Source organism: Bacillus sp. C-3-6 (assembly GCF_054509685.1).
Map to the genome: position 1 here is coordinate 89,712 of NZ_JBSSBE010000002.1, position 14,008 is coordinate 103,719.

14 protein-coding genes are annotated in these 14,008 nt (G+C 33.5%); 5 read left to right on the top strand and 9 right to left on the bottom strand.

Features of this window, described 5'->3' with window-relative positions:
- Positions 1–17: 17 nt before the first annotated feature.
- From ACW0JX_RS27240 to ACW0JX_RS27255, 4 genes are all read right to left on the bottom strand, one after another.
- The gene (locus tag ACW0JX_RS27240) at positions 18–2,561 is read right to left on the bottom strand and encodes a PBP1A family penicillin-binding protein (protein ID WP_459245923.1); all 2,544 of its coding nucleotides are present in this window, start codon (positions 2,559–2,561) and stop codon (positions 18–20) included.
- Positions 2,562–2,954: 393 nt separating this feature from the next.
- A complete protein-coding gene (locus ACW0JX_RS27245; protein WP_089172253.1) occupies positions 2,955–3,287 on the bottom strand; it encodes a hypothetical protein in 333 nt (110 codons plus the stop codon).
- Positions 3,288–3,332: 45 nt separating this feature from the next.
- Positions 3,333–3,719, bottom strand: coding sequence for a hypothetical protein (locus ACW0JX_RS27250; RefSeq protein WP_089172254.1), 387 nt, complete (start codon positions 3,717–3,719; stop codon positions 3,333–3,335).
- A gap of 17 nt (positions 3,720–3,736) precedes the next feature.
- A complete protein-coding gene (locus ACW0JX_RS27255) occupies positions 3,737–3,931 on the bottom strand; it encodes a helix-turn-helix transcriptional regulator (protein WP_033700006.1) in 195 nt (64 codons plus the stop codon).
- A 174-nt stretch (positions 3,932–4,105) separates the two neighbouring features.
- On the opposite strand from ACW0JX_RS27255, the gene ACW0JX_RS27260 reads away from it, so the two are divergent.
- Positions 4,106–5,536, top strand: coding sequence for an IS4 family transposase (locus tag ACW0JX_RS27260; RefSeq protein ID WP_459245924.1), 1,431 nt, complete (start codon positions 4,106–4,108; stop codon positions 5,534–5,536).
- 332 nt (positions 5,537–5,868) lie between these two features.
- Here the strand turns inward: ACW0JX_RS27260 and ACW0JX_RS27265 are convergent, their stop codons facing one another.
- The 3 genes from ACW0JX_RS27265 to ACW0JX_RS27275 form a co-directional block, all read right to left on the bottom strand.
- Positions 5,869–7,149, bottom strand: coding sequence for a purine/pyrimidine permease (locus ACW0JX_RS27265; RefSeq protein WP_459245925.1), 1,281 nt, complete (start codon positions 7,147–7,149; stop codon positions 5,869–5,871).
- Positions 7,150–7,277: 128 nt separating this feature from the next.
- Positions 7,278–7,727, bottom strand: coding sequence for a cyanase (cynS, locus tag ACW0JX_RS27270; protein WP_048564973.1), 450 nt, complete (start codon positions 7,725–7,727; stop codon positions 7,278–7,280).
- A 31-nt stretch (positions 7,728–7,758) separates the two neighbouring features.
- Positions 7,759–8,340 (bottom strand): beta-class carbonic anhydrase, encoded by a 582-nt coding sequence (locus ACW0JX_RS27275; protein WP_459245926.1) that lies wholly within the window; start codon positions 8,338–8,340, stop codon positions 7,759–7,761.
- A gap of 167 nt (positions 8,341–8,507) precedes the next feature.
- Here ACW0JX_RS27275 and ACW0JX_RS27280 point away from each other — a divergent pair, with 167 nt between their 5' ends.
- Complete coding sequence (locus ACW0JX_RS27280) at positions 8,508–8,939, top strand: Lrp/AsnC family transcriptional regulator (RefSeq protein ID WP_048564971.1); 432 nt, start codon at positions 8,508–8,510, stop codon at positions 8,937–8,939.
- Between the two features lie 246 nt (positions 8,940–9,185).
- Here ACW0JX_RS27280 and ACW0JX_RS27285 read toward each other — a convergent pair whose 3' ends face one another.
- Together ACW0JX_RS27285 and ACW0JX_RS27290 are read right to left on the bottom strand one after the other, a co-directional pair.
- Complete coding sequence (locus ACW0JX_RS27285; RefSeq protein WP_168411578.1) at positions 9,186–9,866, bottom strand: ATP-binding cassette domain-containing protein; 681 nt, start codon at positions 9,864–9,866, stop codon at positions 9,186–9,188.
- Positions 9,867–9,877: 11 nt separating this feature from the next.
- On the bottom strand, positions 9,878–11,230 hold the full coding sequence (locus ACW0JX_RS27290) for an ABC transporter permease (protein WP_459245927.1): 1,353 nt from the start codon (positions 11,228–11,230) through the stop codon (positions 9,878–9,880).
- Between the two features lie 369 nt (positions 11,231–11,599).
- Here ACW0JX_RS27290 and ACW0JX_RS27295 point away from each other — a divergent pair, with 369 nt between their 5' ends.
- The 3 genes from ACW0JX_RS27295 to tnpA all read left to right on the top strand — a co-directional run bounded on the left by ACW0JX_RS27295 (position 11,600) and on the right by tnpA (position 14,003).
- Positions 11,600–12,364 (top strand): DeoR/GlpR family DNA-binding transcription regulator, encoded by a 765-nt coding sequence (locus tag ACW0JX_RS27295; RefSeq protein ID WP_459245928.1) that lies wholly within the window; start codon positions 11,600–11,602, stop codon positions 12,362–12,364.
- 19 nt (positions 12,365–12,383) lie between these two features.
- Entirely contained in the window at positions 12,384–13,004 is a 621-nt protein-coding gene (locus ACW0JX_RS27300; RefSeq protein WP_454471588.1) for an HAD family hydrolase, read from the top strand.
- Between the two features lie 600 nt (positions 13,005–13,604).
- The gene (gene tnpA / locus ACW0JX_RS27305; RefSeq protein WP_459245929.1) at positions 13,605–14,003 is read left to right on the top strand and encodes an IS200/IS605 family transposase; all 399 of its coding nucleotides are present in this window, start codon (positions 13,605–13,607) and stop codon (positions 14,001–14,003) included.
- The last annotated feature ends 5 nt before the right edge of the window (positions 14,004–14,008 follow it).

Sequence of the window (14,008 nt, forward strand, 5' to 3'; positions counted from 1 at the left end):
GATTATATGATTACTTATTATCCATTATTATCTGGAGCCTCTCTTGTATTCCCATCATTACTTGGTGGCGGTGGCGTTCCATGGTCATCCTCATTGTTTGATGGTATTGTATTCCCTTGATCACTACCACTTTTTGGTGGCGTTGTATTTCCTTGGTCACTTCCACTTTTTGGTGGCGTTGTATTTCCCTGGTCACTTCCACCTTTTGGTGATGTTGTATTTCCCTGGTCACTTCCACCTTTTGGTGGTGTTGTATTCCCTTGGTCACTTCCACTTTTTGGTGGCGTTGTATTTCCCTGGTCACTTCCACCTTTTGGTGGCGTTGTATTTCCCTGGTCACTTCCACCTTTTGGTGGTGTTGTATTCCCTTGGTCACTTCCACTTTTTGGCGGCGTTGTATTTCCTTGGCCATTACCATTGTTTGGTGGTGTTGTATTTCCTTGGTCACTACCATTATTTGGCTCACTCTGTTTTTGCTCTTCTAGTTTCTTTTGCTTTTCTTTTTGCTTATTTTCACTCGGCTGTTCAGTCGTACTTGCTATTTTCGTATTTGGAGAAGAATCACGCTTCTCACCTTTAATACGTAATTCGCTACCTTCTTGAACTACACTGTTCGGCATTTTAAATTGTGACTTATCTGTAGCAAACTTACTCATCATTTCTTTAAAAATCAATTGAGCTATTTTCGTATTTTTACTACTAATATAATCATCTTTACTATCCTTTGTATATCCGGTCCATACTGCCATCGTATATTGTGGTGTATAACCAGCAAACCAACTATCACGAGTTGCACTTTCTGGTAGATTATATTGTGCTATTTGTTCTAAAGAATAGTTTGTTGTACCTGTTTTACCCGCTATATCTAAAGAACTTATATTAGCTGTTGTACCTAATCCAGATGAAACAAAAGTACGAAGCATATCAGTAATCATATATGCTGTAGAATCCTTCATAACTCGTTTTGACTTTTGCTCAAAGCTTTTTGTTTTACCATCTGAATAAATGACTTTCTTAACAAAATGTGGCCTCGTATACTTACCATCATTACCAAATGCCGCATAAGCACCTGCAATTTCAGTCGGCGACGCTTCATTTGTACCAATCGCTGTTGATTCGGTCGGTGCTACATTAAATGTAATACCTAGCTTTTCAGAGAAACCTTTTGATCTATTAATTCCTACTTCTTTTGCAGTTTTTATTGCCGGGATATTTCGGGACGTCTTCAATGCATCACGCATTGTAATTAGTCCTAAATGCTTTCTATCTGCATTTCTAACTTCTTGTCCCGTTGAGTACTTAAATGGAGAGTCATCAATTTGATGGTAAGTAGCCCATTTTAAATATTCAATTGCAGGAGCGTAATCAAAAATTGGTTTCATCGTTGAACCTGCTGAGCGATTTAATTCAATTGCAATATTATGTCCTTTAAAAACAGCTTTATTTTCACCACGCCCACTACCAATTGCACGTACTTCTCCTGTTTTCGTATCCATAAATGTGAAAGCCCCTTGGAATTTCTCATTTGGATAATTAATAATATCTTTATTTAAAAGTTTGTCCGCAAAATCCTGTGCCTTTGGATCTAATGTTGTATAAATTTCTAAACCGTCAGATCCGATATTAACATCTGGCAACTCTTTTTCAACTTCTTTCACAACCGCATCCATAAAAGCCGGATAGGGCATTTCTTTTTGTTCAGTTGCTTTCTTAAGTCCTTCTGTTACTGGAACTTTTGATGCTTCTTCCATTTCTTTTTTTGTAATATAACCATGTCGATTCATTAATTTAAGTACAACATTTCTTCTTTCTGTTGCTTTTTTGATATTTTGTTCTTTCGTTGGATCATAGTTATTAGGAGCTTTCATTAAACCAGCAAGCATTGCAACTTCTGGTAGTGTTAAATCTTTTAATTCCTTACCATAGTAATTTTGGACTGCTGTTGCGATTCCATATGAACGGTTACCTAAGTAAACTTTATTTAAATACATTTCTAAAATTTCATGTTTTGAATACTGTTGTTCTAGCTTATATGCTAAATATATTTCTTGCGCCTTTCTCTTTGACGTTTTTTCCATCGATAAGAAGTAATTCTTAATAACTTGCTGTGTAATCGTACTTCCACCTTGAGAGCCGTAATCCCCTTTTAGGCTGACTAAGGCTGCACGTGCAGTACCTTTATAGTCTACGCCACTGTGCTCGTAAAAACGTGCATCTTCTGTTGCTAAAAACGCATTTTCTACTAACTTAGGAATCTGATCATACATAATATTCGTTCGTTTTTCTTTTCCATATTCATATATCAATTTCCCATCTTTATCATAAATTTTTGAGGATAACGGATTAACAAGTTTTGCTTTCTCAAGTTTTGGAGCATCTTTAATCATAACGAAAAAGGTAGCAACCCCTGCGACTAACCCCACAATACCAAGTAATAAACAACTAACTAAAAACTTACGAAAAAATGATGTTTTACCTTTTGCTTTTTGTTTCTTAGCAGCAGGCTGTTTTTTCTTTTTAACTTGTCGTCGCTCCTCTCGAGAACGATAATTTTCTGACATGCTACTTTCTCCTGCCTTTCAATTCTCCTGTTGATTTACTTAAAATTATTGAAGCCACTTTAAGAAATATATTCATATTTAAAAAGTGTACTAAATAGACAATTTAAGTAATAAATTTGTTCCACTTTAAGATGAGGAAGAAATTTGAGCTTATCTGATAACGAAACAGAAACGGTAATCGTGGCACAACTAAAAAAATGGATTTTCATAGAAAATCCATTTTTAGCTTGATGGGCATGTGGTGCTACCCCATCGCTATCAACCTAAGAAAAGCAAATACCCCAAAACGAAAAAATGGACTGAAATCTCATATACACCTATGAAAAGACCAAATTTTCTTTTTGGGGCGCTTCAAAATGTTAGCTAGATGAGTCTGTTGCGTAACCTCTACTATCAAATTTGCGTACGCTTTATATAACTACTAAAAATCCCTATCGTATATCCTAATAAACCGACAACTAAGATATCTCCACCATTTGTAAAAAAAGAATTGGATAAAAGGATGGATGTTTTTTCATTAACAAATAATTGCTTTATAAATGGTGTGATTGCCAATAGACGTACTAAAGCATAAAAAAGGATAACTTGCCAACTTGTAATGGAAGCGTCCTTAAATATTATTTTTTGACGTTCATCGCCCTTTGATAAACCTCCACCTTCCCCTGCTAAGTTGCGTGTAAATAAGCTAAATATTCCAACCAAAATAATTATTAAAATAATTTCCATTCTAATCTTTCCTTTACAAATAAATTTATTGTTTATGCATCCAAATTAAGAATTACGCCTTCCAACAAACATATGGCTAATTTGGTAAACGATAGGATATAAAAAGACTAAAAAGATTAACGGTTTGTTATGCATATGGTTAAAGTTCCATGTTCCTTCTGATATAAATAAAATACCTACAGTTAATACATACATAATAAAACAACAAATTGCTAAGCTTTTCTGTCTGATATGTAAAAACATTTCATCGATAAAATGATCGTTCTCTTTTTTACCTTTTAAAATTCTCTTCATGAATAATGATTGCAAAATGAGCGTAGCTACAAATAACGTGGTGATAGAGAGCTGTTGCTTCTGATACCACTCAAGCGCAAGTAAACCCATAATCAAAATGTAAAAACTAGTAAATACGATATTAATTCCATTCTTCATTTGTTATTTCTCCTCATCTAGCTTTTATAAATAAACAATTGATCAACTGTTACACCAAGATTTTTCGCCAAACTAAAAGCAAGTTCCAATGTAGGATCATATTTATTATTTTCTATTGCATTAATCGTTTGCCTTGAAACATGACATAATTTAGCTAAATCATCTTGGGAAAGTTTTTTCTCCTTACGTAAAATCCGAATTACGTTCTCCATTTATATAAACATCACCCCTAATTTTGTCAAAAACTTTTTACATTATTAGTTTACCTACTTAAGTAATAAATGTCAAAAACTTTTTACATTTATAAAATATAAACAAAATACCCCCTAAAATGAAAAAATACGCTATGCTTTCTGTAAAATCATAGGAAAGGATGGCGTTTTTGTATGTCTATTTCCGTATCTGATGAATTACAACTATTTGCTCAAGAGATTCAAAGTTTTTTATCTCCAAATACATTACGGAATCTTGCTAGAGAAGTTGGTTTTGTACAACGAACTAGTAAGTACCAAGCAAAAGATTTAGTCGCTTTATGTGTATGGGTGAGCCAAAATGTAGCTATGACTTCTTTAACTCAGTTATCTAGCTGTTTAGAAGCATCAACGGAAGTACTCATCAGTCCTGAAGGACTGAATCAACGGTTTAATAAGGCGGCCGTCCAACTTTTACAACACCTACTAGCCGAACTACTAAGCAAAAAATTGGCCGCATCTATGCCGATTTCTTCTCCATACACTTCTGTTTTCAAGCGTATTCGTATTTTAGATTCAACTGCATTTCAACTCCCGGATGTATTTTCATCGGTTTATCCAGGTGCAGTAGGATGCAGCCATACAGCTGGGATAAAAATTCAACTTGAGTATGATTTGTTAAGTGGACAGTTCCTACATATTCATACAGGTCCAGGTAAACAACATGATCGCACTTACGGCTCTCTGTGTGCCCCAACTGTGACAGCGAATGATTTATGTATCCGTGATTTAGGTTATTTTCATTTAAAAGATCTTCAATATATACAAGATAAAGAGGCCTACTATATCTCTCGTATCAAGTCGAATACACGTATGTATCAAAAAAATCCTAGCCCTGATTATTTTCAAGATGGAAGCATTAAGAAAGGTACAGAGTATATACAGATAGATATGGAGACGTTAATGAACTCCCTTCAACCAGGACAAACATGTGAAATAGCTGATGCTTATGTAGGAATGATTGATAAAGTGCCAGCTCGTGTAATTGTTCATCAATTAACAAAACAACAGCAACAAAAACGATTACATGATCAAGCTGTAAGAGAAAAAAAGAAAGGAATAAAATATTCTCCTCGTAGTAAACGACTCAGTGGTATCAATGTATATATGACAAACACCCCTACAGATATTGTCCCGATGGGACAGGTACATGACTGGTATTCTTTGCGTTGGCAAATCGAAATTTTATTTAAAACGTGGAAGTCATTCTTTCAAATTCATCATTGTAAAAAGATAAAACCAGAACGATTGGAGTGCCATTTATATGGTCAATTGATTGCCATTCTACTCTGTTCTTCTATCATGTTTCAAATGCGCCAATTGCTCCTCATAAAGAAAAAACGAGAGCTTAGTGAGTATAAAGCCATATATATGATTAAAGACTATTTTCTTCTTCTATTCCAAACTATACAAAAAAACACCCAAGAGCTATCAAAGGTGTTACTTCGCCTGTTCAATCTCCTACAGCAAAACGGGCGGAAATCTCATCGATATGAGAAAAAAACAGTCTTTGATATATTAGGTGTCGTTTACAATTGTACCCTGTCTGATAATCAAGCCGCTTAATTCAAAAAAGTGAAACCCGTTAGGGTTTATTTCGTATGCAAATCTTTCAATCTTCTACACTTGCCCTTTAGAAAAAAGAAACAATCTCGTCTAAAATTGACTTTGCATAAACTTAGCTTGATAGCAATGTGGTGCTACCCCTTATAACAAGAAACATAAAATGGACATTTTTTCCAACTTATGCTTCTTTTAGTTTACACTCACTTTATGCTTTCACTAAGTTAAGCCCTCTAATACTTTTCTAATGAGATTAAAATATTTCTTTTTACTGTTGCAGTTTCATCTAAAAAATCAATCATTAAATCTATCTAATACTCCTTTTTATAAATCCTTTACTTTTTCCAAAACTGTTCCAGTAGAATGACGATCATGGTACCTACGAGTAATCCATTACTTAAAACATATTGTAAGGAAGAAGGAATTCCGCTAAATGCGCTTTCCGGAAGAAACATTATTCCTAAACTGATTAATAATGTAATTCCTAATATAGTTAATCGGCGTTGATTTAATTCTTCACGTAAAATCGATTGAAATGAAATGCCTATTACTTGGACAAATGTTGCTAAAAGGGCAGCATTAGCAATAGGGCCTGGAAGCAAGGATATAAAGCTTACAATTGAGGGAATAAACGAAATTCCTGCTAATATAAGACTTGCTATAAGGAATGAATTCACTTTTCTTTGTCCTGTTAGTTGAATAAATCCCGCTGATGCAGGTAATGGTACAATTCCAATTGTAGAGAATAACGATGAGATAATATGTGATATACCTCCGCCCCATATACCACGGTTGAGTATTTGCTTTTCATTTTCTTTAGATAAGGGAGCTACTTGTTTTACAGCTGAAATAGCCGCAATTGTATTTGCAACTAAAAGAAATGTAAATAAAGTTGCAGTTAGGGTCATTCCAATATCGAATCTAGGTGTCCCCCAAGCGAATATCTGTGGTAACTTAACTAGCTGTGTGTGTGAAGGCATATGAGATGATTTTCCTAAAACAGCATACAAAAGCCAACCAAATGAGATTCCAAGTAACACAGCGTAACTTTTCATCCATCCTTTCCCTTTAATTGATAAGAAAGTAATAAGGGCAAAAACAAAGAGTGCAATAGTAGCTGTTGGATAGTCAGGATGAGTTGCAGATCCTTGTAATCCCATCATTCCTTTTAGTAACACACCACTAAGCTGAAGTGCTAAGGTTAAAAGAAAAGTTCCTATAACTAAAGGGGTAAATAAACGTAAGATTCGATGAACAAGCCCTGTTATACCAAGAACGAAGAGTAATATACCTGCAATAATTAATCCACCTTCTAAAAGTTGCAACACGTCTTTTGCACTTTGTCCCTGATGCATAGCGACTTGTCCTAGTATGACAAATATACTTATCCATGAACCCGCTGGACCATCCGCAATGGGATATTTATGTCCAAACAAAGCTTGTATAAATGAACTTACTCCCACGACTAAAAAAGTGCGCTGCATTAATGTTGAAATATCTTCTATTGATAAATGGAATATACCGCCAATAATGATAGGTAATGCAATTGCATTTGCTAATAAAAAAACAAACCACTGTAGAATATTAAAGCTTGTATTAAAGTATTTTTTATTCATATTATTCTCCTTTACCGAAAAAGAATCTCATAGTAAAAAATCCATCCTTTCTATACAGTTAAATTAAAAAGGATGGATTTTGTAACTCTATAAAATCATTTTAATTATATAGATAGATTTTTAATTAATTACCATGTACGGAACGGTAAGAATTTCCCGTTAAGTGTAATAACGATACGAGGATCGCCACCTTTTGGATCTTCTTGTGTATCTACACCTAGATTGAAGTTAATTGCACTCATTACACCTTCACCGGCTTTTTCTAAGATTAACTCTCTAAGAGTTGGTGCGTATTGTAACATCATTTCATATAATCGATATAAGATTGGGTCAGTAGGAGGCATTTGCATTACTTGACCTCTAAGTGGAACTACTGTTAATGCCTGAACTACTTCTTCATCTAATTCCAATAGCTTACCGATTTTTTCTGCTTCCGGACGTGTCATTGTAGCTTGTCCTAATAATGCTGTTACAACCCAAGTCTCAGAGTTTTCACTTACTTTTGAAATTTCTTCCCATGTTAAGCCTTTTGCGATTTTTGCTTCCATAATTTTTTGCGTGACTTCTTGTCTATTCATATCTAATAACTTCCCTTCATTTAAGTAATAATTAATTTTTCATACCACTTAATGTTTTATATCCATCAACTACTAAATCTAATTTACCTGTGTGAGGATCAATAACTAAACCATGTACAGGAACATCTTTTGGAATAAGTGGATGATTTCTTACTAAATCAACATTAGCTTGAGTTGAATCGCAGACATCATCGAATCCAAATAACCATTTTTCAAGGTCAACACCAGCATATTCAATAGCTGATATAATTTCTGGTGAAGCTACTCCACGGTCTAATATCTTTTGAATTGTTCCTTTGGGATTAGTTTGACCCGCCCCACATCTATGGTGTCCGATAAGAAAGATTTCATCTGCATTTAGATCATATACTGATGCTACAACACTTTGCATAACACTATCGAAAGGAGAAGCAATCTTACCACCTGCATTTCTGATAACTTTTGCATCTCCATCGTGTATATCTAAAGCTTTTGGAAGTAGCTCAATTAAACGAGCATCCATGCAAGAAACAACAACCATACGTTTCTTAGGCATTTTTTTTGCTTCACTGGGGGCGTATTCCTTATTTTCTACAAATTTTTCATTGAACGATAAAATATCTTGTAATAACATATTTGTAACCTCCTTTAAATCTAGATGTATTTTTTTGTTGCGTCCTCTGTGTTATAAGTAAATATAACTGATAAACAATGCGATGTAAGAGGATAAACTTAGTATAGTGAATTGTATCGATAAGCTGAATAAGTTGGCGAAACACTTTCTGCTTTTCTACTTTCACGATGAAAGGATTGGTTTATATTATTGATCAAACAGATTTTGAGATACTGAAATTATTAGGAGAAAACTCAAGAATACAATGGAAAGAATTAGGCCAAAAAATACATATGACGGGGCAGGCTGTAGGAAATCGAATTCGGAGATTAGAGGATTTAGGGATTATTGAACAATATACAATCGCAATAAACCGAATCAAACTAGGACAAACAGTGACTGCATTTGTTACTTTGTTTGTAACATCAGCTAATCATCAAGAGTTTATGAATTTCTTTCAAAAAGAAGAAGAAATTTCTGAAGTACATCGTATAAGTGGTGAAGGATGTTATTTATTAAAAACACATTTTGCTTCTAATGAAGAATTGGATAACTTTCTAGGGAGACTATTAAAGTATGGGAATTATCGTGTTAACCTATCAATAGGAAAGTTAAAATAAAGTCTCTTTTCTTCGGAGGGGATACGTTATTTTCTAATCCCTATTCGTATAGAGATTAGAAAATCGTTTAATTTTTATCTTAAATAGTCAGAGCCTTACTACAATTTGTGTGTAGTAAGGCTTTTTAAAGTTGTTTAAAAAATGCAAGTCATTCTATTCAACAATCGTGCTGAATTGTTGGGCAGAAATATGTTACTTTGAAGTTAAGTCATCCTTTGTTTTCTCTAAAGTAAACACATTCGTTTTTCAAGAAACATCTTGTACAACTAAATTCTGTTTTTGTAGATAAACAGCTTTATCTGACTGTTTGGCTACGTCTTGTGAATGAGTTACAACAATAATACATTTATTTTCTTTATGTGCTAACTCTTTAAACAACTCAATAATTTCCATGGACGTTTCTTGATCTAAGTTTCCAGTCGGTTCATCTGCAATCAACAAATCTACATTACAAGATAATGCACGAGCGATTGCGACACGTTGTTGTTGCCCACCGCTAAGCTGTAACACATTCCTTTTTGCTTCTATTTCTGTCAATCCTACTTTTTTTAGTAGCTCCAATGCTCTTATCTTTTTGTCTTTTACATCGACTCCTGTTATTTCCATTGCTGTTATAACATTTTGAAGTGCGGTCATATACGTAATGAGATTATAAGATTGAAAGATAATTGATACATACTGATTTCGATAGTAGTCGAGACCAATTTTACGTATATCCGTTCCTTTATATAAGACATATCCACTTTTTGGAACGTCTAATCCACTGGCTAAACTAAGAGTTGTTGTTTTTCCTGAACCAGATGGCCCTAAGATAGTATAAAAACTTCCAGTTTGAAAAGAAAAATTTACATTTTGTAAGATTGTAGTTCTCTTATTATTACTTTCATAATGATAATTGATATTTTTAAACTGTAAAATTGTCTCCATATAAATTCTCCTTATTCGTCTTTTAATAAAATCTGTTTTGGATTTAAACGAAGAATGGATAATGCCGGAAGAATCGTTCCTAGCATAGCGATTCCTAATCCAATCCCCCCTACTTTTCCTAAATCTTCAGTTGAAATACTTACCTCTATATTATCAACCGGATCTACGTCTGCAGCAGGGTTACCGCTGAACTTTGCTATAGGATCTTCCGGTTTATCTTCATTCTTTTCTATTTCACTAGACAACAGATTATCCCCCACTTTTTGAGAAACTTTCTCTCCTGTTGCTAAAGATAAACCAAAAGCTAATACAGCAATACATAATACCTCAACTAGTAATTGACCCATTAACTTCCACTTTTTCTCGCCTATAGATAACAAAATTCCCATTTCTTTTCTACGTTCCTTAATAGAGAGCATAATTATTAATCCTAAAATCGTTGCACCTGCACTAGACACCATAATTACAATCGTTTTCGAAAAAGATGCAATATTCTCGATTGGACCAATCATCTGTTTATAAACGTTATCATGTGCATCTAATTCATAGTACGCTGGTAACCCCATTTTTTTTGCTTCTTCTTTAAATGCATCAATATCCTTAGGATCCTTTAATGAATAGATTGCATTTTCCAGTGAATTCATAACAGAATACGGTACATATATTTGATTAGCAGGCTCTAATAAAGCAAAAGATTGTCCTCCAAAAGATGGAGCCTCTTCTTTAGATTCATATATACCTATAATTTCTAGCTCTTTCGTGGTAAGTTCCTCATCCATTACTTCACCTATCTGTAATTTATCACCCACTTTTAAAGTGTTTTTTTCAGCTAGTTTTTTTTCAATCATAGCAACGTTTTTTCCTACTGTTTTTGACGTAATTCCCTCTCCTTCAACAAGTTTTAATTTTTTGTCTTGAGCAGCTTCTAATAAAGAAAAGTCTCTAACACCCTGTAAAGTAAAATTTAAATTATTATTTGGACCAAATGATTGAGCTCCTCCAGATGGTTCGATATTATGAAGCGCTTTCAGCTCAGCAATAGCACTTTTTAGATAATTATAGTGATCTAAATACTTAGAGTTCTTTAATTTATCAGCTTCTTTTTTTTCGATACTTGGTACCTTTCTTGCTTCATTAGCATTTTGATTACTGTTTTGTTCTTCCAAATACTTATTTATATCAATTCTTAAGTTGATATCAGCTCCTAATTGTTGTCTAGCCAAATCTGTTGCTTTACTGGACGCACTTTGAATCGTAAAACCAGCGAATACCAAATTAGTAACAACTAGAAAAATAGCAAGTAATATAAGTGACTTTCCCTTTCTTGATTGTAAACTCAAAAATGATCGTTTGATAAAATTCATGTTTTCTAACCTCCTTGATGCCATAGTAAAGTATCCATCTGGAGTTTAAATGTAGATTGTCTAGAGATATGTGGAGTTTATATGAGGTTCTGGTGCAAAAGCTTCTGGATAATTGCAAGTAATCTTTTTAATTTGGACATATAAACTGTGATTTAGACCATAACCTTGCCACTTTGGAAAATTTATGCTTACAACGATAAAATTTTAAATCCATCATAAAATCGCTTAAAATTATAAAGGCATTAAAAATAAAGTTTCACCAAAAACACTTAATATAACTTAATTATAGGAGTGTTATCATACAATATAACTTAAACTAACTTGCATAATAACTTACTTTAACTTAATATATTCTTATGGAGGTTACTTATGAATCAAGAAGAACGATTGATACGAGTCTTTAATTATTTAGAAACAAATAAAACTATGAATATAAAAAAAATGTGTGAAATGTTTCATATCTCAAGAGATACTGCAAGAAGAGATATAGTAAAACTTTCAAAAAACAAAGCAATAGTTAGAACTTATGGCGGATTGGCTTTAGCTACTTTTCATAAGAAAATTGATACTTATCAAGTGCGGTCAAAGACTGAATTAGAAACGAAAAAATTGATTGGAATGAAGGCTGCAAATATAATTGCAAACAATGACATGATTTATTTAGACGTTTCAACAACTGTCAACTTTGTAGCGCAACATTTACAATCAAAGAACGTAACTATTGTGACAAACTCTATTGATACTGCTTATATGTTAGCTCACTCTGAAGATACGACTATTCACCTTTTGGGAGGAACTTTAAATAAGGTTTCTCGACATACTACGGGGACTTCGACCACTGAAAAACTCAAAGATTATCACTTTGACAAGGTATTCATTGGAACCGCAGGTATTACAGAAGACGGGATATACTATGGTTTTGAAGAAGATATTTATTTCAAGCGTGAATTAATAAAACATGCTGATCAAGTTATTTTAGTGGCAGATCACACTAAATGGAATCAGCGACGAAATTATAAGGGTTTAACGCTTGAATCTATAGACACATTCATTACAAATCAAGTTATGTCTAGTGATTTATATAACACTTTGAAAGAAAACGGTGTTGAAGTAGTAATTGCAAGTGAAGATTAAAAAATCGGGAGGATTTATTTTGATTACATCTCTTGTTTTTGACGTAGACGGCACAATTTTAGACACAGAAAAAGCAATACTAAAATCCTTACAAAAAGTTTTAAAAGAAGAACTAAAGGAAGATTTTGCGTTACAGAATTTAAGATTTGCATTAGGGATTCCTGGAAAAGAAACCTTAAAAAAATTAAATGTTAAAAATATAGACGTTGTCCATCCGAAATGGTGCAAATCCGTACTAGATTTTTCCCATGAAGTTTCGGTGTTTGAAGAATTAGAGGACGTTATTAAAGAGTTATCCCTTAGTAAATTAAAGCTAGGGATTGTTACATCAAAAACTAAGCAAGAATTAATAGACGAGTTCGAGCCATTTGGTCTAAGCGATCATTTTGAACGTATAATTTGTGCGTGTGATACGGATAAACACAAACCACACCCTGAACCATTATTAGCTTGTTTGAAACAATTAGATGTTCCTAATAATGAGTCAGTATACATCGGCGACTCTATATACGATATGCAATGTGCGAAAAGTGCTGGTGTTAAATTCGCACTCGCTTTATGGGGTTCAAAGACAAAAGAAGGTTTTGAAAAGGCTGATTATGTATTAAATACACCAAAAGATATTTTAAATTTAATTTAACCAAGCTCGAGTCTAATAAAGAAATTAAGTTACTCACTAAAAAGTCGATTTCTTAACGTACAGGAAATCGACTTTTTATTTATAGGATTAGCGAAAGAAATTCGGTTATTGTTGGTGCTATCTTTCAGTGAAGGCTTTATTGATATTCTAGTTTTTTTAGCTAAGAACACGTTAACTCTAGTTGTCTTTATGGTTTATATTAAAATTCCGGCAAGTTTATGGGTTAATAATTAACTTACGGCTAATTAATAGATAAAATGATAATCAAAGTATTAGCTTGATAGGAATAGGGTAACATCACTTGCCTATCAACTTAATATTTTAAACACCCCCATAACAAAGTTTTTCTCTCTACAGTTATTTATGTAAACGCCATTGACTAATTTGTTTATAGACAATGCCATTTAACCAAAATAAAAAGGCCTAGATTGATCATATTTTAACGAATTTCCGGAAAGAATTCTCCTTCCTCAAGCGTGTGAAGGGCGTAGCCCAACGGTAGGTGGGAGATGAATTTCGGTTTGGCGTAGCCAAAAGGTTTTCCTTTTTATTTTGCCTCTGATATAATCAGTCTTATAAATTATAAAGGCTGGTATATAAATGAAATTAGATAGTAATAACCATTCAGTATTCTTGTTATATTATCACCTTGTGTTGGTCGTGAAATACAGAAGAAATGTGTTTGATGATGATATGTCAGGCTATGCAAAAGATATGTTTGTTCGACTATCTGAAAACTATAACATCACATTAGTTGAATGGAATTATGATGTAGACCATGTTCATATTTTGTTCAAGGCACACCCTAATACAGAAATGACAAAATTCATCAATGCTTATAAAAGTGCAAGTTCTCGACTTATTAAAAGAGACTTTCCGCAAGTGAAAAAGAAACTTTGGAAAGAGATGTTTTGGTCAAGAAGTTTTTGCTTGCTAACTACTGGTGGTTCGTCAATAGACGTAGTAAAAACATATATTGAAAATCAAAGTGAAAAGTGAGGTGA

Bases quoted from the DNA above. Each gene is read 5' to 3' on its own strand.
- ACW0JX_RS27240 (WP_459245923.1), bottom strand. From the start codon at position 2,561: ATGTCAGAAAATTATCGTTCTCGAGAGGAGCGACGACAAGTTAAAAAG.
- ACW0JX_RS27245 (WP_089172253.1), bottom strand. From the start codon at position 3,287: ATGGAAATTATTTTAATAATTATTTTGGTTGGAATATTTAGCTTATTT.
- ACW0JX_RS27250 (WP_089172254.1), bottom strand. From the start codon at position 3,719: ATGAAGAATGGAATTAATATCGTATTTACTAGTTTTTACATTTTGATT.
- ACW0JX_RS27255 (WP_033700006.1), bottom strand. From the start codon at position 3,931: ATGGAGAACGTAATTCGGATTTTACGTAAGGAGAAAAAACTTTCCCAA.
- ACW0JX_RS27260 (WP_459245924.1), top strand. From the start codon at position 4,106: ATGTCTATTTCCGTATCTGATGAATTACAACTATTTGCTCAAGAGATT.
- ACW0JX_RS27265 (WP_459245925.1), bottom strand. From the start codon at position 7,149: ATGAATAAAAAATACTTTAATACAAGCTTTAATATTCTACAGTGGTTT.
- cynS (WP_048564973.1), bottom strand. From the start codon at position 7,727: ATGAATAGACAAGAAGTCACGCAAAAAATTATGGAAGCAAAAATCGCA.
- ACW0JX_RS27275 (WP_459245926.1), bottom strand. From the start codon at position 8,340: ATGTTATTACAAGATATTTTATCGTTCAATGAAAAATTTGTAGAAAAT.
- ACW0JX_RS27280 (WP_048564971.1), top strand. From the start codon at position 8,508: ATGAAAGGATTGGTTTATATTATTGATCAAACAGATTTTGAGATACTG.
- ACW0JX_RS27285 (WP_168411578.1), bottom strand. From the start codon at position 9,866: ATGGAGACAATTTTACAGTTTAAAAATATCAATTATCATTATGAAAGT.
- ACW0JX_RS27290 (WP_459245927.1), bottom strand. From the start codon at position 11,230: ATGAATTTTATCAAACGATCATTTTTGAGTTTACAATCAAGAAAGGGA.
- ACW0JX_RS27295 (WP_459245928.1), top strand. From the start codon at position 11,600: ATGAATCAAGAAGAACGATTGATACGAGTCTTTAATTATTTAGAAACA.
- tnpA (WP_459245929.1), top strand. From the start codon at position 13,605: ATGAAATTAGATAGTAATAACCATTCAGTATTCTTGTTATATTATCAC.